Source organism: Pseudomonas californiensis (assembly GCF_021147775.1).
GTDB lineage: Bacteria > Pseudomonadota > Gammaproteobacteria > Pseudomonadales > Pseudomonadaceae > Aquipseudomonas > Aquipseudomonas californiensis.
The window spans coordinates 42,412-59,285 of record NZ_JAGTPK010000001.1; the positions used below are offsets into that span (position 1 = coordinate 42,412).

The following is a 16,874-nucleotide window of genomic DNA, read 5'->3' on the forward strand; positions in this document are numbered from 1 at the left end:
GCGGAGCACTATCGGCCCCTTCCATTGCTGGCGAAGACATGAGATTCGGCGGCACTCAGACCACGGAACGTTCCAGTTCCAGACCGATACCCAATTGTCGCGACAGACTCGGCCAGCGTTTCCACGCTGCTTCCGTGTCGGGACTGTTCAGCTTTTCGCGATAGGCCTCAACCGAGTCCAGCGCAAAGTCTTCCTTGTCCAGCAGTTGATCGACGGCATGATGAACGGCTTCATCAAGTTGATTGGCGAAATCTTCACCGATCAACTGGTGGGCGATCACGCTGGCAACCGTGGTGTTGGACGGGATCAGCGGCTGACCGAAATGCGTGATGTACAGATCATTCACTTCTTCAACCAGGCGATGCGCCAGATAAGCCTCATCCAGCAGGCTGTCCAGCCCTTCATGCCCAGCCATGATGGCGGGTGGTGTGGTGAAAAACTGCTCGGCAATTTTCAGCACCGGTTTTATCTGCCCTTCTATGCCTGCTTCGATCGCTACCTGGTGGGCAGCATCGAGCAGGTCCGGGACCAGATCGATGTAGGCCGTTACAAAACGCGTCAAGACTCCTCGTGCATCGACATCCGGCAAGTGGATGGCGGGGTGAAGGTGTGGAAGCTGTTTTTCCAGCTGTTGCAACAAGTGACCCGTATCGGCCTCGTGTTGATGTGCCCGTTGTATCTGCTCGCGCAATGCGGCCGTGTTCATGACGGTAAGGGCTCCTGAAGACATATGACCAGGGGTGGTGGATGGAATGTCATACGTTAGCTTGCTTAACTAAATGCCTAAGACGAATTTGTCATAACAACGTAACGTTTATATGAATTGGTTTTAAATGCGCCTTTTTGCGTGTTTTTTACCGGTGCCTGGGTTCCAAATAGCGTATGCGGTTGGTAGAGCACGTCGATTGACGACTGTGGGGCTTGTCTGGGCACAGCGATTGACGAGGTGTTGGCAGCCACGTGATTTGCTGGCCTGCGACCGTTGCTTATTCCAGCTATCGTCAGAGCTGTGGTGATCAGCCTTGCGGCTGGTCGATTGCCTTGGCGCTGTTGGCCTGTCCGAAGTGAGCTGCCCATGAGTAAACGCCGGGTTTCTACAGGGAATGTTGTTCGGCTGCTGGCGGTGGCGGCCGTCATGTTTGGCTGCGGATTGGCCCTGATGCCGCTCTATCAGTCGCTGCGCAGCGCGGTTGGTCTCTCGGGGCATGGCGTTGAGCAGACCTTGCAGCCGGTGGATGAAAGCCGTCAGGTGCGGGTGCAATTCGTGTCTGCCAATGCTGCAGGCATGACCTGGACCTTTTATCCCAAGGCCGAGCATGTCGATGTTCATCCTGGCGCCACCACCGAGATGCTGTTCGTGGCACAGAACCCTACTGACAACAACATGAAGGCCCAGGCAGTACCGGGTATTTCGCCGAGCCAGGCCGGTGCCTACTTTCACAAGACCGAATGTTTCTGCTTTACCCAGCAAACGTTGAGGCCGGGCGAACGCATTGAAATGCCGGTGCGTTTCATCGTCGACCGCGACCTGCCCCGTGACGTGACGCATCTGACCCTGAGCTACACCCTCTTCGACATCACGGTCCGCGAGACATCAGCGGATAGACCCGTGCTCAAAAGCGGCGGATGAGGCCGGTCATCCGTCTCTCCACGGCCATCTTGTGTGCTGTCCGGTACGGGTTTCTGGTTCAATACGCTCCCCGCCGACTCAGCCACCGTTGATGCCATGACTCGAACTCAGAAAACCGTCTTCATCGTTGTTGCCATCGTCGCGCTGATCATGGGCCTTGTCGTCAGCCAGGTTCTGTCCGGCAACAGACCGGGCGATCAGACTGCACTGGTTGATGCGGGGGTGATCCTGCTGCCACAAAGCCGCAAGCTGCCGCCCTTGGGCATGGTCGATCAGAATGGCGCGCCGGTTGTTCTGAACGAGCTGAAAGACAAGTGGACGCTGATGTTCTTCGGCTACACCTTCTGCCCCGATATCTGCCCGACGACGCTGGCGCAGATACGCGACATCCGGCTCAAGCTGCCCAAAGAGTCAGTTGATCGCATGCGCGTGGTGCTGGTCAGCGTTGACCCGAATCGCGACACACCGCAGCAGCTCAAACAGTACCTGGGCTACTTCGATGCTCAATATGTAGGCCTGAGTGCGCCGGTCGGGGATATTCAGAAGCTGTCCAATGCGGTGAGTATCCCGTTCATCCCGCCAGACACCAGCAAGCCGAACTACTTCGTCGATCACAGCGGAAACCTGGCCCTGATAGGCCCGGACGGTACTCAGCGAGGCTTCATCCGCGCGCCGTTGAACAGCCAGAAGCTGCTGGCGCAACTGCCACGTTTGCTGGAAAGAGATTGATGGTATGAAGGGCGTTTGCAGGCTGATACATCTCGAATGGATGTACCAGCTTCTTCATCTGCAAACGGTACAGCTTAGAACGCCGGAACGACCGCGCCTTTGTACTTCTCGATCAGGAACGCTTTGACTTCAGGGCTGTTGAGCGCTGCGACCAGTTTTTTCATCGCGTCAGAATCCTTGTTGTCCGGGCGGGCCACAAGGATGTTGGCGTAAGGCGATTCGGCACCTTCGATAATCAGCGCGTCCTTGGTCGGATCAAGCTTGGCGCTCAGCGCATAGTTGGTGTTGATCAGCGCCAGATCGACCTGAGTCAGCACGCGCGGCAACGTAGCCGCTTCCAGCTCGCGGAATTTCAGGTCTTTAGGGTTGTTCACCACATCAGAAGGCTTGGCCAGAATGCTGGTCGGGTCCTTCAGCGTGATCAAGCCTGCCTTTGCCAGCAGCAACAAGGCACGGCCTTCGTTGGTGGCGTCATTTGGCAGCGCGACGTTCGCACCATTTGGCAAGTCTTCGAGCTTCTTGAACTTGTCCGAGTAAGCGCCGAAGGGTTCTACGTGCACCTTGGCCACGGCGACCAGATCGGTGCCCTTGCCCTTGTTGAACTCATCGAGGTACGGCTGGTGCTGGAAGAAGTTGGCATCCATGCGCTTCTGCGAAACCTGCACGTTTGGCTGGATGTAATCGTTGAAGACCTTGATGTTCAGGTCCACACCTTCCTTTTCCAGGGTCGGCTTCACAAACTCCAGGATCTCGGCGTGCGGCACTGCTGAGGCCGCGACCGTGAGGGTTTCGTTGGCCTGTGCAGACAATGCGGTCACAGCGGCAAATACGGCCAATAGCTTTTTCATGCAACAACTCCTTTGAGGCCCGCCTGTGGCGGGCCGATGCCAACTGTTTCGATCAACGATGTGTGAAATGCGCGACCAGTCTGTCGCCGATGGTTTGCAGGATCTGCACCAGCACCAGCAACAATACGACCGTCACAAACATCACATCGTTCTGGAAGCGTTGGTATCCGTAACGGATTGCCAGGTCGCCCAGTCCGCCAGCACCCACTGCACCTGCCATGGCCGTGAACGACACCAGCGCAATGGCGGTGACGGTGATCGCCGCCAGAATGCCAGGCCGTGCCTCAGGCAGCAGCGCCTTGAGGATGATCTGCCGAGTAGTCGCGCCCATGGCCTGAGTGGCTTCGATGATGCCGCGATCCACTTCACGCAAGGCGGTTTCCACCAGTCGTGCGAAAAACGGCGTGGCGCCTGCAATCAAAGGCGGCAGCGTCCCGAGAATGCCCAGCGACGTGCCGGTGATCACTTCGGTCAACGGCATCATCACGATCAGCAGAATGATGAACGGCAAGGCACGCAGCATGTTCACGACCAGCCCGACCGTGGCGTACAGCGGCTTGTTTTCAAGCAACTGACGTGGCGAGGTCAGGAACATCAATACGCCCAACGGCAGGCCGAGCAGTATGGTGAAGCCCAGCGAAACACCCAGCATGATCAACGTGTCACCCGTGGCGACCCAGATCTCGTACCAGTCAACGTTGGAAAACAGATTCAGAAACGCGTCCATCAGCGCAGCACCTCCATATGAACATCCGCTGCGGTGAAGCGTGCGAACGCGGCGTCCATGTCGCCGCCGGTTATGGCCAGCGTCAGTTGCCCATAAGGCGTGTCTTTGATGCGGTCGATGCGACCGGCCAGGATGCTGTAGTCGACGCCGGTTTCGCGGGCCACGGTACCGAGCAACGGCGCGTAGGTGGCGTCACCCTGGAACGTCAGACGCACGATGCGGCCTTGTACGTGGGCGAAGTCATCGCGCTGTTCGTTCTCGTCGACCTGCTCGTCTTCCTGTACGAAGCGCCTGGTGGTCGGGTGCTTCGGGTGCAGGAACACATCAGCGACGTTGCCCTGCTCGACAATCACACCAGCGTCCATGACGGCAACCTGATCGCAGACGCGACGAATCACGTCCATCTCGTGAGTGATCAGTACGATGGTCAGTTTCAGCTCACGGTTGATCTCGGCCAGCAGTTGCAGGACCGACGCCGTGGTCTGCGGGTCCAGTGCGCTGGTGGCTTCGTCGCAGAGCAGAATCTTGGGTTTGGTCGCCAGTGCGCGAGCAATGCCGACGCGCTGTTTCTGACCGCCCGACAGTTGCGCCGGGTACTTTCTGGCGTGATCGGACAGGCCGACCCGCTCCAGCAGTTCGGCTACGCGCCGGTCGATGTCCTTGCGTGACATATCACCGGCCAGGGTCAACGGCATGGCGACGTTGTCAGCCACGGTCTTGGACGCCAGCAGATTGAAGTGCTGGAAGATCATCCCGACTTGCTGGCGAAAGCGCCGCAAACCGTTGGCGTCGAGCGCGGTGACGTCTTCATCGTCGACCACGATCTGTCCGCCGCTCGGGGTTTCGAGACGGTTGATCAGACGCAGCAGCGTACTTTTGCCAGCACCGGAATGACCGATGAGCCCGAACACCTGGCCGTCTTCGACGCGCAGGCTGGTGGGGTGCAGGGCCGGTATTTCCTTGCCTGCCACCCGATAGGTTTTGTGGACGTTATGAAACTCGATCACGGAGCGAACCTTGTGGGGGCGCGTTAAAAAATCAGCGCAGTGGGCTGGATGCCACTTGCTTCGTTACCTCGGCCGGGTTGGGCCGGGCGCGCATTTTAGCCTGTCCGGCCCACAGTGCTTAGCATTTATTTGCTGGATCGCCTGTGGAATGGGCATAACGCGACCGTTGGTGCCAAAGGTGGGAAATTAAACGGAACGGCTGTTTTTCAGCCCGGTCACTTCTTGGATACCGTGATTTCCGGCCAAGGCCTGCGAAGTCGTATTCAGCGAACCCAACTCAATGATTGGGTCGAACATGAGGAATTTTTTTGATGGCTAGCGAGAAAAAACCACCCGTGACCGAAACGCCCAAAAGCGAGATGGCCGGCACTGATACGCTCGACCGAGGCAACACCAATGCGAAGCTGGATAGCCTTGAGCAGTTCCGCTCGGACGCCACCAGCCAGGCGCTGCGCACCAATCATGGCGTCAAGATTGCCGACAACCAGAACACCCTCAAAGTAGGCAGCCGTGGCCCGTCGCTGCTCGAAGATTTCATCATGCGTGAAAAAATCACGCACTTTGACCATGAGCGTATCCCGGAGCGTATCGTCCACGCCCGCGGCACCGCAGCGCATGGCTATTTCCAGACTTATGAGAACCACAGCGCGCTGAGCAAGGCGGGTTTCCTGCGTGATCCGGGGCACAAGACGCCGGTTTTCGTGCGTTTTTCCACCGTGCAGGGCCCGCGTGGCTCGGGTGATACCGTGCGTGACGTGCGCGGCTTTGCGGTCAAGTTCTACACCGACGAAGGCAACTTCGACCTGGTGGGCAACAACATGCCGATCTTTTTCATCCAGGATGCGATCAAGTTTCCAGATTTCGTCCATGCCGTGAAACCCGAGCCGCACAATGAAATCCCTACCGGCGGTTCGGCCCACGATACGTTCTGGGACTTTGTATCGCTGGTGCCTGAGTCCGCGCACATGGTGCTGTGGACCATGTCCGACCGCGCCATCCCGAAAAGCCTGCGCACCATGCAAGGCTTCGGGATTCATACCTTCCGCCTGATCAACACCGAAGGTAAGTCCAGCTTCGTCAAGTTCCACTGGAAACCCAAATACGGCGTGTGCTCGCTGGTCTGGGATGAAGCGCAGAAGCTCGCGGGCAAAGACACTGATTTCCATCGCCGCGATCTGTGGGAGTCCATCGAGATGGGCGACTACCCGGAATGGGAGCTGGGCGTGCAGATCGTCGCCGAGGAAGACGAGCACAAGTTCGACTTCGATCTGCTCGACCCGACCAAGATTATCCCGGAAGAACTGGTCCCGGTGACGCCGCTGGGCAAGATGGTGCTCAACCGCAACCCGGACAATTACTTCGCCGAGACCGAGCAGGTCGCGTTCTGCCCAGGCCACATCGTGCCGGGTATCGACTTCTCCAACGACCCGCTGCTGCAAGGCCGTCTGTTTTCCTATACGGACACGCAGATCAGCCGCCTGGGTGGGCCGAACTTTCACGAGATCCCGATCAATCGTCCGATCGCGCCCAACCATAACGGCCAGCGTGATGCGCAACACCGCACCACCATCGACAAGGGTCGCGCCTCCTACGAGCCGAACTCCATCGATGGCGGCTGGCCGAAAGAAACCCCGGCAGGTCCGCAGGATGGCGGCTTCGAGACGTACCCTGAGCGTGTCGAAGCGCACAAGGTTCGTGAGCGCAGTGAGTCGTTCGGCGACCATTTCTCGCAGGCGACCCTGTTCTTCCAGAGCATGAGCCACCACGAGAAAGAACACATCATCGCGGCGTACAGCTTCGAGTTGGGCAAGGTCGATCGCGAGTACATTCGCGCCCGTCAGGTCAACGAGATCCTGGCCAACATCGATCTTGAACTGGCCAAGCGAGTGGCTGAAAACCTCGGCTTGCCAGCCCCGACAGCCGGAACCGTGCCAGCGCGCAAGACATCGGTCAAAGAGTCGCCAGCGCTCAGCCAGGTCAATCTGCTGTCCGGTGATATTGCATCGCGCAAGGTGGCGATTCTGGTTGCCAACGGTGTGGACGGCAAAGCGGTCGAGGTGATGAAAGCCGCGCTGCAAGCCAAAGGCGCACATGCCAAGGTACTCGGCCCGACTTCTGCACCGGTCAAAACAGCTGATGGCAAAAGCCTGCCAGTGGACGCTTCAGCCGAGGGCCTGCCTTCGGTGGCGTTCGACGCGGTATTCGTACCAGGCGGCGCTGCTTCGGTGAAAGCGTTGAGCGGCGATGGTGTGGCATTGCACTTCATTCTGGAAGCCTACAAGCACCTCAAGGCTATCTCCCTTGCCGGTGAAGCCAAGGAGCTGTTGAGCTTGCTGAAGCTGGACGAGGACGCCGGGTTGCTGACTGTTTCCGATGAGAAATCATTCGAAGCGTTCTTCAAGGCCATCTCGCAGCACCGGGTCTGGGACCGCGAGCCCAAGGCCAAGGCCGTACCGGCTTGATGCACCGCGTTTAAACTGCTGTAAAAAAGGCCCGCAAACTTTCTGTTTGCGGGCCTTTTCGCATGTGCAGGCATGGCTTTGTCGGGGGCAGCGTCCGGTTCGGGGCTGGCTTCAATTCAACATGGCGATCAGTCAGCGCAGCAATGGCAGGCTGGTTGTGGATTTTATTTCCGACAGCGCGACGGTCGAATTCACTTCCTGAATCCCGGGCACCAGCGACAGCTTTTCAAAAAAGAACCGCTCATACGCTTCGATGTCGGGCGTCACGATACGCAGCAGAAAATCCACTGAGCCCATCAGGACGTAGCACTCCAGCACCTCGGGAAAGCCTCGAATCGAATCCGTGAATTCGGTGAAGTTGGAGCGCCCATGCGCGTTGAGTTTTACCTCGGCAAAAATCTGCGTGTTGAGCCCGATCTTCTTGCGATCCAGCAGCGAAACCTGACGCCGGATGACGCCCTCGTCCTTGAGCCGTTGAATGCGGCGCCAGCAGGGCGACTGCGACAAGCCGACCTGTTCGGCAATCTGCGCGCTGGAGAGCGAGGCGTCCTCCTGCAGCAGAGCCAGGATTTTACGATCGTAAACATCCAGGTCGATTTGCATTATCTATTCCCATTAAGTTCGGTTGGCGCATAATCAAGTCGTACAGAGCTTAATTCAACTGATCATGGACCAGAAATTTCTTTTTGTGCGTGCAAGAATTTCTCCCAATCCCAAGGAGATGCCTGCATGCCGAATCTCGAAGCCGTTACCGTCGTCGCCCACCGTCCGGACCACTGGTCGGCCAATAACAGCCTGTGCTGCGCGCGCTATCAGATCCTCGCCGAGGCCGAGCCTGCCCTGCTGTGTCAGGTCCTCAACCTGTTTGCGATGCAATACCTGGTGCCCTCTCAAGTCAGTGCCGTGCAGCGCGACGGGCTACTGAGCATTGATGTTCAGGTGGATAAACTGAGCTGGCATCGCGCCCAGGTGGTGGGTGAAAAAATGCGCAACCTGATCGACGTCTGCTCGGTGCAACTCGATGAAGTCGACCGGCACGAGCCGGCTCAAACGCACGTTGCCCTTGCCGCTGGGTAATTGCATTGAGCTGCGGCTGAAATTCCTGGTCGCATAGAGAGAGCAACGCTGTCAGGCTTGAGGGCTACGCTTGCTCACTATTCGATGATGAATTGCCTCAAGGAGCGCGCATGGCAGCCCTGGCCCCCTCTTCTCAGGATCGCTGGCTCGATCTGAACGACGTTTTGCGTGATTTGGTCGCTCAGGGCCTTCTCGGTCAGGACGACGCCGAAACAGCGGTCGCACAGCGCCGCAGCGCAGCCAATATTCAGCTGCATCCGCTGGAGTTTCTGGCGTCTCAACAGTTCGATGACTTGAAACGTCCCGGCAAAAAGCTTGATCTGGAAACACTGACAGCGTGGCTTGCGAATGCATGTGGCCAGCCTTACATGCGTATCGATCCGCTCAAGATCAACGTGGCAGCGGTCATGCCACTGATGTCCTATGCGTTTGCCCAGCGTCACAAGATCCTCGCGGTGGCCGTTGACCGGGAAACCGTGACGATTGCCAGCGCGCAGCCGTACGTGCGCTCGTGGGAGGCCGATCTGGCGCATGTGCTGAAGCTGCAGATCAAGCGCGTGGTCGCCAACCCGGCTGATATCCAGCGCATGGCCGTGGAGTTTTTCAGGCTGGCGAAGTCGGTCAGCGGCGCCAGTTCCACTGAGCAGAAAATGAGCAACATGGGCAACTTCGAACAGTTGCTCAAGCTCGGCGCCAGTGACCAGGAGCCAGACGCCAATGATGCTCATATCGTCAATATCGTCGACTGGCTGTTCCAGTACGCCTTCCAGCAGCGCGCCAGTGACATTCACATCGAACCTCGCCGTGAACAGGGTACGGTTCGCTTTCGTATCGATGGCGTGCTGCACAACGTTTATCAATTTCCGGCGCAGGTGGTGATGGCGATTGTCAGTCGCCTCAAGAGCCTTGGCCGCATGAACGTGGCTGAAAAGCGCAAGCCACAGGACGGCAGGGTCAAGACCACCACGCCCGAAGGCGGCGAAGTGGAGCTGCGTCTGTCGACACTGCCCACGGCCTTCGGCGAAAAACTGGTCATGCGGATTTTCGACCCCGAGGTGCTGCTCAAGGATTTCGATCAGTTGGGCTTTTCCACTGATGATCTGCGCCGCTGGCAGGAAATGACCCGGCAACCGAATGGAATAATTCTGGTGACCGGTCCAACCGGGTCAGGCAAAACCACGTCTCTTTACACAACTCTGAAAAAGCTGGCGACGTCAGAGGTCAATCTCTGCACCATCGAAGACCCTATCGAAATGGTCGAGCCTGCCTTCAACCAGATGCAGGTGCAGCACAATATCGACCTGACCTTCGCCAGCGGTGTACGCGCCCTGATGCGTCAGGACCCGGACATCATCATGATCGGAGAAATCCGTGATCTGGAGACAGCCGAGATGGCTATCCAGGCGGCATTGACCGGTCACTTGGTGCTTTCGACGCTGCACACCAACGACGCGCCCAGTGCCATCAGCCGGATGCTTGAACTGGGCGTGCCGCATTATCTGCTCAAGGCGACGATTCTCGGCGTCATGGCGCAGCGCCTCGTGCGGACTCTGTGTCCGCACTGCAAGGCCCCGATCACGCTGAATGAGACCGACTGGCAGACCCTGACCCGACCATGGCAGGCCCCTGTTCCGTCCGGCGCACATCAGGCGGTAGGGTGCGTGGAGTGTCGCGAAACCGGCTATCGAGGCCGTGCGGGGGTGTATGAAATCATGATGATGACTGACAGTGTCAAAGCGTTGATCAGCTCAGATCTGGATCTGACGGCCATGCGAAGACAGGCGTTCAAGGAAGGCATGCGCAGCTTGCGGCTGTCGGGTGCTCAAAAAGTCTCGGCAGGGCTGACTACACTGGAAGAAGTGCTGCGCGTGACGCCACAGAGTGAGCAGCGCTGAACACGGCTGCACGTAACCTCGCATCGAGCTTTGGGTGCAGAAACAGCACCCTTGTCGAGGGTACGGCGGCTTAAGTGAACACAGCGGTACAGATTGAATTGAACTAGTTAGCGACTCTGGCTATCCAACCCCTCAGAACAACCACAGTTGGAGTACCTCACCATGCGTCTCAAGTTCGCTGTAGCCACGTTAGCCTTGCTGTCTCTCCCAGTTGGTTCAGCGATGGCTGACAGTTTCTGGCGTAACGTGATTTCCTCGGGTGCCACCACCGGCTCGACCTATCTGACTTTCAAGGACCACAAACTGATCGTCGCAGCGCAGGATGACGCCAGCAGTTTCGTCGCCAGTAACGGTGACATTCGTGGGCCATTCCTTGACGCGGCCATCCAGCAAGTGCGCAATGACAACCCAAGTTTGAAAGCCTCTGACATGGAGTTGGCGAACGCGATCCTGGACAAGAACCTGGTCGCAGAAAACCAATAAGTCACGCTCATAAAAAATGCCGCTCGATTGAGCGGCATTTTTTTGCCTGTCGGTTATTCGCCGATGGCGCTTTTGTAACCGGCAGCGTCCAGCAGTTTTGCCACATCGCTATCTGCATTGCTTGCCTTGAGCTTGAAGATCCACGCGCTGTAAGGCTCGCTGTTGAGCGTTTCAGGCGCGTCACCCAGTGCTTCATTGACAGCAAACACTTCGCCCGCAACGGGCGAGTAGATGTCAGAGGCAGCCTTGACCGACTCGACGACGCCAGCGGCATCACCGGCTGCGAACACTTTGCCGATTTCCGGCAGCTCAACGAATACCACGTCGCCCAGTGCTTCTTGCGCATGATCCGAGATGCCGACGGTTACTGTGCCATCCGATTCCAGACGTGCCCATTCATGGCTTTCGGCGAAACGCAGTTCGGCGGGAATATTGCTCATTTAGTCATCCTCAACATCGGGTCAGCGGAAAACCCGCCGGATTAAGTTAGATCAGGGTCTTGCCGTGACGCACAAACGCGGGTTGTACCACCCGCACCGGGTACCACTTGCCACGGATTTCAACCTCTGCCCGGTCGGCTGTTGCCATTGGAACGCGCGCCAGAGCGATTGACTTGCTCAGCGTAGGAGAGAAGCTACCACTGGTGATCTCTCCTTCGCCAATTTCTGCGACCCGTACCACTTGATGAGCCCGCAGTACGCCGCGCTCTTCAAGCACCAGCCCGACCAGTTTCGAGGCAACGCCTTCGGATTTTTCGCCCTGAAGCGCTTCACGACCGATAAAATCGCGCTCTACGGGTTCCCACGCAATGCTCCAGGCCATATTGGAGACCAGCGGCGTTACCTGTTCGCCAATGTCCTGGCCATACAGATTCATGCCTGCTTCCAGTCGCAACGTATCGCGGGCCCCCAGACCGATTGGCGAAATACCTGCGCCGACCAGATCGTTGAAAAAGCCTGGTGCCTGTTCGGCAGGCAGCATGATCTCCAGACCGTCCTCGCCGGTGTAGCCGGTGCGTGCAATAAACCAGTCGGCGTTGTCCAGGCCTTCAAACGGCTTGAGCTGGCGTATGAGCTCGGCACGGTCGTTGCTGACCAGCTCAGCTATCTTGCTTCTGGCCTTGGGCCCTTGAATTGCCAGCATGGCCATTTCGCTGCGCTCGATCAATTGCACGTCGAAGCCAGCCAGTTGGGACTGCATCCAGGCGAGGTCCTTGGTGCCGGTCGCCGCGTTGACCACCAGCCGATAGCCGCTGCTGGTGAGGTAGACGATCATGTCGTCGATGATTCGGCCCTGGGTATCGAGCATGGCGCTGTACAGCGCACGGCCCGGGGTTTTGAGGCGGTCGACATCGTTTGCCAGCAGGTAACGCAGCCAGCTCTTGGCCTGACTGCCAACCACATCGATCACGTTCATGTGGGAGACATCGAAGACTCCACAATCGCGGCGCACCTGGTGGTGCTCCTCGACCTGCGATCCGTAATGCAACGGCATGTCCCAGCCACTGAAGTCGACCATTTTCGCACCCAGGGCGAGGTGCAGGTCATACAGGGGGGTGCGCTGTCCCATGGGTTTCTCCTTCCGGGCGTGGCGAAGGTGCGCGCAGGGACATCACGGCAAGCCCCCAATAAACCGGGGTTTGAAGCACATGACAGCTGGACGAATGATCTGACAGACCGCACCAATTGCGGCGCATTGTAGCCGCAAGGTGAGAGCCCCGCACCTAGCCAATCTGCCGGGCTGAACGCCGAATCAGCCCAATGACAGGCAGTAATCCTACAAGTACGAGGGTCAATGCAGGCAAAGCAGCTCGCGCCCATTCCCCTTCACTGGTCATTTCGAAAATGCGCACAGCCAGCGTATCCCAGCCAAATGGGCGCATCAGCAGCGTGGCAGGCATTTCCTTGAGCACATCCACGAACACCAATAGCGCGGCGCTCAGGGCGCCCGGAACCAGCAGCGGGAGATACACGTTGAGAAACAACTTAGGCCCGCTGACACCCAGACTGCGAGCCGCCTCTGGCAGTGAGGGGCGAATGCGCGACAGGCTGTTTTCCAGCGGCCCGAACGCTACGGCGATGAAGCGCACCAGATAAGCCAGCAGCAGTGCGGACAGACTGCCCAGCAGCAACGGCTTGCCCGCGCCACCCAGCCAGCCGGACAGCGGAATTACCCATTCACGGTCCAGATAACTGAACGCCAGCATGATCGACACCGCCAGCACCGAACCCGGCAACGCGTAGCCGAGGTTGGCGAGGCTGACGCCGGAGCGGATCGCAGGCGTCGGTGCCATGCGGCGAGCGAACGCCAGAATCAACGCCACGCTGACAGTGATCATCGCTGCCATGCCGCCGAGATAAAGGGTATGCAGAATCAGGCCGGTGTAGCGTTCGTCCAGGTCGAACCGTCCGCGCTGCCAGACCCAGACAACCAGTTGCAGGATCGGGACTACAAATGCGCAGAGAAACACCAGGCCACACCACATCGTGGCTGCAAGCGCCTTGATGCCGCGCAGGTGGTAAAGCGCACTGCCGCGTGGGCGCTCGTTGGTCGGACGGCTTGCACCGCGGGCACGGCGTTCGCCGTACAGCAGGATCAGCACAGCGAGCAATAACAGGCTTGCCAGTTGTGCTGCGCTGGAGAGGCTGAAGAACCCGTACCAGGTCTTGTAGATGGCCGTGGTGAAGGTATCGAAGTTGAACACTGACACGGCGCCGAAATCCGCCAGCGTTTCCATCAAGGCCAGCGCCACACCGGCGCCAATGGCGGGCCGCGCCATGGGCAGCGCTACTCGCCAGAAGGCTTGCAGAGGCGTTTGCCCCAGCACGCGTGCCGCTTCCATCAGGCCTTTGCCTTGCGCGAGGAACGCGTTACGGGCCAACAGGTAAACGTAGGGGTAGAAGACCAGCACCAGCACAATGATCACGCCGCCCGTGGATCGCACACGCGGCAGGCGCATGCCGTTGCCGAACCATTCACGCATCAGGGTTTGCACCGGACCGGAGAAGTCCAGCAGCCCGACGAAGACAAAGGCCAGCACGTACGCCGGGATCGCGAAGGGCAGCATCAATGCCCAATCCAGCCAGCGCCGACCGGGGAACTCACACAAGCTGGTCAGCCAGGCCAGACTCACCCCCAGCAGCGTAACGCCAACACCGACACCGACTACCAGAATCAGTGTATTGCTCAGCAGGCGGGTCATTTGGGTTTCGAGCAGGTGAGACCAGATCTGATGATCAATGGTCTCCCACGAAAGCAGCAGAACGCTCAGTGGCAACAATACCAACGCAGCAATGGCGAAAACCAGGAAGTACCAGCGGCGTTGGACAGGATGTGCCAAGAGAATCTCTTAATGTCTGATGAGGGCGGGAAGAGTTTATACGCTGAAGCCCGTCCAGTGGCTGCGCAAAGGCTGGCTGTGAAGCGATGTATCCTCTGTGGATGTACCGGCCTCTTCGCCAGCAAGCTGACTCGGATTCACCTCAGATCATGGGAGCCTCAGCAAGCTGACTCCTGCGATACCTCGTGGAGCGAGCTTGCTTGCGAAGGTTGGCTGCCAGGCGATGCGTGTCTACTGGCTGTACTGGCCCGGATCAATTCCAGCCTGCACGATCCATCATGCGAATCGCTTCGGCCTGGCGCTTGCCCGCCACTTCCACTGGAATGGTATCGGCCTTGAATGCGCCCCAGCTCGCGACTTCTTCTGACGGAGCAACTTTCGGGTTGGCCGGGAATTCCTGATTGACGCTGGAGAAGATCTTCTGCGCATCAGGACCGGTCATCCACTCGACCAGCGCCTTGGCCGCTTCAGGGTGCGGGGCGTATTGGGTCAGGCCTATACCGGACAGATTGACGTGCACACCACGATCAGACTGGTTTGGCCAGAACAGCTTCACCGCCAGATCCGGTTTTTCCTTGTGCAGGCGACCGTAGTAGTAGCTGTTCACGATACCTACGTCGCACTGCCCGGCGTTGATAGCTTCAAGCACGGCGATGTCGTCGGAAAACACATCGGTGGACAGGTTGTTTACCCAGCCCTTGAGGATTTTCTCGGACGCTTCTGCGCCGTGGGTTTCGATCAGTGTGGCAGTGAGCGACTGGTTATAGACTTTCTTGGCCGTGCGCAGGCAAAGGCGTCCTTCCCAATTTTTGTCAGCCAGCGCCTCGTAAGTCGTCAGCTCGACGGGTTTGACGCGATCCGTCGAGTAGGCGATGGTCCGCGCACGCAGGCTCAGCCCCGTCCAGCCCCGGGTAGACGAGCGGTACTGCGGAGGAATATTGGCTTCAATGACCGGTGACGTGAAGGGCTGCAGAATCCCCATCTGCTCGGCTTGCCAGAGGTTGCCGGCATCAACGGTCAGCAGAAGGTCGGCGGTCGCGTTCTTGCCCTCGGCCTTGATGCGCTGCATCAGCGGCGCTTCCTTGTCGGTGATGAACTTGATCTTGACGCCGGTCTTTGCAGTGTAGGCATCGAAGACGGGCTTGATCAGCTCATCGATTCGGGAAGAGTACACCACCACTTCGTCAGCGGCCTGCGCTGCGGTGCCGAGAAAAGTCAGTGTCAAAGCAGCCAGAAGACGCTTGCTTGCCTGCATGGAGGTATCTCGCGTTTGCAAATGAGGCGAAATGGTAGTGAATCCCATTTGCTATCTCAATCGAAGAGGCGCTGGAGGCGTTACTGAATGTTGCAGAGCGTGCTGAAACCCTCATCAGCCCAGCCACACGAGGCAAGCCGATCAACTGGCCTGCCTGCGAAAGTGGCTATCAGAGCCTGCTCAGAGCCGTGCCAGTTCCGGCAGATCGCCTGATAAACCAAGTGCCTCCCGAACGAACAGCGCTTTGGCTTCGGGTATTTGATTGATCATTTTCAAGCCAGTGTTGCGCAGCCACCGCAACGGCAGCGGATTGGCCTGAAATAGACGCTCGAACCCTTCCATGGCGGCCATCAGGGCCAGGTTGTGCGGCATACGGCGTCGCTCGTAGCGACCGAGCACGCGCACGTCCGACAATAGCTCGCCTCGTCCTGCGGCATGGGTCAGCACTTCTGCCAGCACGGCGGCGTCCAGAAAGCCCAGATTGACGCCCTGCCCGGCCAGCGGGTGGATGGTGTGCGCAGCATCGCCGATCAACGCGAGGCCCTTGGCAACGTAACGCTTGGCATGGCGCTGGCGCAGCGGCACGCACAGACGAGCGTCGGCGGCCAGCACCTGGCCCAGTCGACCCTCGAATGCCTGTTCCAGCTCACGGCAGAACAGCCCGTCCTCAAGCGCCATCAGGCGCTCGGCTTCAGTGGGCGTCACCGACCAGACGATAGATGACCAGTGCTCGCCTTCACGCTCCAGTGGCAGAAAGGCCAGCGGGCCGTCATCCGTAAAGCGCTGCCAGGCGGTTTTCTTGTGCGAGACAGTTGTCCGCACGCTGGTGACGATGGCGTGGTGCAGGTAATCCCATTCGCGGGTTGGCGTGCCCGTCAGGCGGCGGACGGCGGAGTTGGCGCCATCAGCGGCAACGACCAAAGGGGCGCGCAGTTGACGCCCGTCAGCCAGCGTCAGCAGCCAATCATCACCGGAATGACGCATTTGCTCGAGGCGTGCGTTGGCCAGCAAGCCGATATCGCTGTCGTGCAGGCGATCGAGCAACGCGTCCTGAACGACGCGATTTTCGACAATATGGCCCAGCACATCAGCGTGCACGCTGGAGGCTGAAAAGTGAATCTGCCCGGTGCCGCTGCCGTCCCAGACCTGCATGTGCCCGTAAGGGCTGACACGACGGGTGGCGATGCCCTCCCACACGCCAAGGCGTTGCAGGATGCGCTGGCTGGCTGCCGACAGGGCACTGACGCGCGGCTCGAAAGTCGATTGGGCATCGAATGGCTTCACGCTCAGCGGGCCACCGTCAACCACCAGTACATCCAGGCCGCTGCCTTGCAGGGCCAGAGCCAGGGCGCTGCCGACCATTCCGGCACCGACAATCAGCACATCTGCACGCGTTTCCATGCTCACACTGTTCTCGCTTG

General features: G+C 58.8%; 16 protein-coding genes. 6 read left to right on the forward strand and 10 right to left on the reverse strand.

Features of this window, described 5'->3' with window-relative positions:
• Positions 1-55: 55 nt before the first annotated feature.
• Entirely contained in the window at positions 56-706 is a 651-nt protein-coding gene (locus KDX37_RS00220) for a hypothetical protein (protein WP_231650564.1), read from the reverse strand.
• 369 nt (positions 707-1,075) lie between these two features.
• On the opposite strand from KDX37_RS00220, the gene KDX37_RS00225 reads away from it, so the two are divergent.
• Complete coding sequence (locus tag KDX37_RS00225; protein WP_231650565.1) at positions 1,076-1,630, forward strand: cytochrome c oxidase assembly protein; 555 nt, start codon at positions 1,076-1,078, stop codon at positions 1,628-1,630.
• A 96-nt stretch (positions 1,631-1,726) separates the two neighbouring features.
• Positions 1,727-2,359 (forward strand): SCO family protein, encoded by a 633-nt coding sequence (locus KDX37_RS00230; RefSeq protein WP_231650566.1) that lies wholly within the window; start codon positions 1,727-1,729, stop codon positions 2,357-2,359.
• Positions 2,360-2,433: 74 nt separating this feature from the next.
• Here KDX37_RS00230 and KDX37_RS00235 read toward each other — a convergent pair whose 3' ends face one another.
• Genes KDX37_RS00235 through KDX37_RS00245 form a run of 3 tightly spaced genes read right to left on the reverse strand, consistent with a single transcriptional unit; the run spans position 2,434 to position 4,941 of the window.
• Positions 2,434-3,207 (reverse strand): MetQ/NlpA family ABC transporter substrate-binding protein, encoded by a 774-nt coding sequence (locus tag KDX37_RS00235; RefSeq protein WP_231650567.1) that lies wholly within the window; start codon positions 3,205-3,207, stop codon positions 2,434-2,436.
• A gap of 52 nt (positions 3,208-3,259) precedes the next feature.
• Entirely contained in the window at positions 3,260-3,934 is a 675-nt protein-coding gene (locus tag KDX37_RS00240; RefSeq protein ID WP_231650568.1) for a methionine ABC transporter permease, read from the reverse strand.
• The gene (locus KDX37_RS00245) at positions 3,934-4,941 is read right to left on the reverse strand and encodes a methionine ABC transporter ATP-binding protein (protein WP_231650569.1); all 1,008 of its coding nucleotides are present in this window, start codon (positions 4,939-4,941) and stop codon (positions 3,934-3,936) included. Before KDX37_RS00245 ends, KDX37_RS00240 begins: the two co-directional genes overlap by 1 nt.
• A 311-nt stretch (positions 4,942-5,252) precedes the next feature.
• Between KDX37_RS00245 and katE the strand changes: the two genes are divergently transcribed.
• The gene (katE, locus tag KDX37_RS00250; protein ID WP_231650570.1) at positions 5,253-7,403 is read left to right on the forward strand and encodes a catalase HPII; all 2,151 of its coding nucleotides are present in this window, start codon (positions 5,253-5,255) and stop codon (positions 7,401-7,403) included.
• Positions 7,404-7,535: 132 nt separating this feature from the next.
• Here katE and KDX37_RS00255 read toward each other — a convergent pair whose 3' ends face one another.
• Positions 7,536-8,006 carry an Lrp/AsnC family transcriptional regulator gene (locus tag KDX37_RS00255; RefSeq protein ID WP_231650571.1) on the reverse strand — a complete coding sequence of 157 codons (471 nt, stop codon included), beginning with the start codon at positions 8,004-8,006 and terminating at the stop codon, positions 7,536-7,538.
• A gap of 126 nt (positions 8,007-8,132) precedes the next feature.
• On the opposite strand from KDX37_RS00255, the gene KDX37_RS00260 reads away from it, so the two are divergent.
• From KDX37_RS00260 to KDX37_RS00270, 3 genes are all read left to right on the forward strand, one after another.
• The gene (locus KDX37_RS00260; RefSeq protein ID WP_231650572.1) at positions 8,133-8,480 is read left to right on the forward strand and encodes a hypothetical protein; all 348 of its coding nucleotides are present in this window, start codon (positions 8,133-8,135) and stop codon (positions 8,478-8,480) included.
• 110 nt (positions 8,481-8,590) lie between these two features.
• Positions 8,591-10,375 (forward strand): GspE/PulE family protein, encoded by a 1,785-nt coding sequence (locus KDX37_RS00265; protein ID WP_231650573.1) that lies wholly within the window; start codon positions 8,591-8,593, stop codon positions 10,373-10,375.
• 162 nt (positions 10,376-10,537) lie between these two features.
• Positions 10,538-10,858, forward strand: coding sequence for a DUF2388 domain-containing protein (locus KDX37_RS00270; RefSeq protein WP_231650574.1), 321 nt, complete (start codon positions 10,538-10,540; stop codon positions 10,856-10,858).
• Positions 10,859-10,911: 53 nt separating this feature from the next.
• Here KDX37_RS00270 and gcvH read toward each other — a convergent pair whose 3' ends face one another.
• From gcvH to KDX37_RS00295, 5 genes are all read right to left on the reverse strand, one after another.
• A complete protein-coding gene (gene gcvH, locus KDX37_RS00275) occupies positions 10,912-11,298 on the reverse strand; it encodes a glycine cleavage system protein GcvH (RefSeq protein ID WP_231650575.1) in 387 nt (128 codons plus the stop codon).
• 46 nt (positions 11,299-11,344) lie between these two features.
• Positions 11,345-12,427 carry a glycine cleavage system aminomethyltransferase GcvT gene (gene gcvT / locus KDX37_RS00280; RefSeq protein ID WP_231650577.1) on the reverse strand — a complete coding sequence of 361 codons (1,083 nt, stop codon included), beginning with the start codon at positions 12,425-12,427 and terminating at the stop codon, positions 11,345-11,347.
• Positions 12,428-12,581: 154 nt separating this feature from the next.
• Positions 12,582-14,198 (reverse strand): ABC transporter permease, encoded by a 1,617-nt coding sequence (locus KDX37_RS00285; RefSeq protein WP_231650579.1) that lies wholly within the window; start codon positions 14,196-14,198, stop codon positions 12,582-12,584.
• A 253-nt stretch (positions 14,199-14,451) separates the two neighbouring features.
• The gene (locus KDX37_RS00290) at positions 14,452-15,453 is read right to left on the reverse strand and encodes an extracellular solute-binding protein (RefSeq protein WP_231650994.1); all 1,002 of its coding nucleotides are present in this window, start codon (positions 15,451-15,453) and stop codon (positions 14,452-14,454) included.
• Positions 15,454-15,633: 180 nt separating this feature from the next.
• Positions 15,634-16,854 carry a 2-octaprenyl-3-methyl-6-methoxy-1,4-benzoquinol hydroxylase gene (locus KDX37_RS00295; protein ID WP_231650995.1) on the reverse strand — a complete coding sequence of 407 codons (1,221 nt, stop codon included), beginning with the start codon at positions 16,852-16,854 and terminating at the stop codon, positions 15,634-15,636.
• Positions 16,855-16,874: the final 20 nt, after the last annotated feature.

What these genes read in the sequence shown, in the direction of transcription:
- KDX37_RS00220 (WP_231650564.1), bottom strand. Translation starts at nt 706, where the DNA reads ATGAACACGGCCGCATTGCGCGAGCAGATACAACGGGCACATCAACAC.
- KDX37_RS00225 (WP_231650565.1), top strand. Translation starts at nt 1,076, where the DNA reads ATGAGTAAACGCCGGGTTTCTACAGGGAATGTTGTTCGGCTGCTGGCG.
- KDX37_RS00230 (WP_231650566.1), top strand. Translation starts at nt 1,727, where the DNA reads ATGACTCGAACTCAGAAAACCGTCTTCATCGTTGTTGCCATCGTCGCG.
- KDX37_RS00235 (WP_231650567.1), bottom strand. Translation starts at nt 3,207, where the DNA reads ATGAAAAAGCTATTGGCCGTATTTGCCGCTGTGACCGCATTGTCTGCA.
- KDX37_RS00240 (WP_231650568.1), bottom strand. Translation starts at nt 3,934, where the DNA reads ATGGACGCGTTTCTGAATCTGTTTTCCAACGTTGACTGGTACGAGATC.
- katE (WP_231650570.1), top strand. Translation starts at nt 5,253, where the DNA reads ATGGCTAGCGAGAAAAAACCACCCGTGACCGAAACGCCCAAAAGCGAG.
- KDX37_RS00255 (WP_231650571.1), bottom strand. Translation starts at nt 8,006, where the DNA reads ATGCAAATCGACCTGGATGTTTACGATCGTAAAATCCTGGCTCTGCTG.
- KDX37_RS00260 (WP_231650572.1), top strand. Translation starts at nt 8,133, where the DNA reads ATGCCGAATCTCGAAGCCGTTACCGTCGTCGCCCACCGTCCGGACCAC.
- KDX37_RS00265 (WP_231650573.1), top strand. Translation starts at nt 8,591, where the DNA reads ATGGCAGCCCTGGCCCCCTCTTCTCAGGATCGCTGGCTCGATCTGAAC.
- KDX37_RS00270 (WP_231650574.1), top strand. Translation starts at nt 10,538, where the DNA reads ATGCGTCTCAAGTTCGCTGTAGCCACGTTAGCCTTGCTGTCTCTCCCA.
- gcvH (WP_231650575.1), bottom strand. Translation starts at nt 11,298, where the DNA reads ATGAGCAATATTCCCGCCGAACTGCGTTTCGCCGAAAGCCATGAATGG.
- gcvT (WP_231650577.1), bottom strand. Translation starts at nt 12,427, where the DNA reads ATGGGACAGCGCACCCCCCTGTATGACCTGCACCTCGCCCTGGGTGCG.
- KDX37_RS00290 (WP_231650994.1), bottom strand. Translation starts at nt 15,453, where the DNA reads ATGCAGGCAAGCAAGCGTCTTCTGGCTGCTTTGACACTGACTTTTCTC.
- KDX37_RS00295 (WP_231650995.1), bottom strand. Translation starts at nt 16,854, where the DNA reads ATGGAAACGCGTGCAGATGTGCTGATTGTCGGTGCCGGAATGGTCGGC.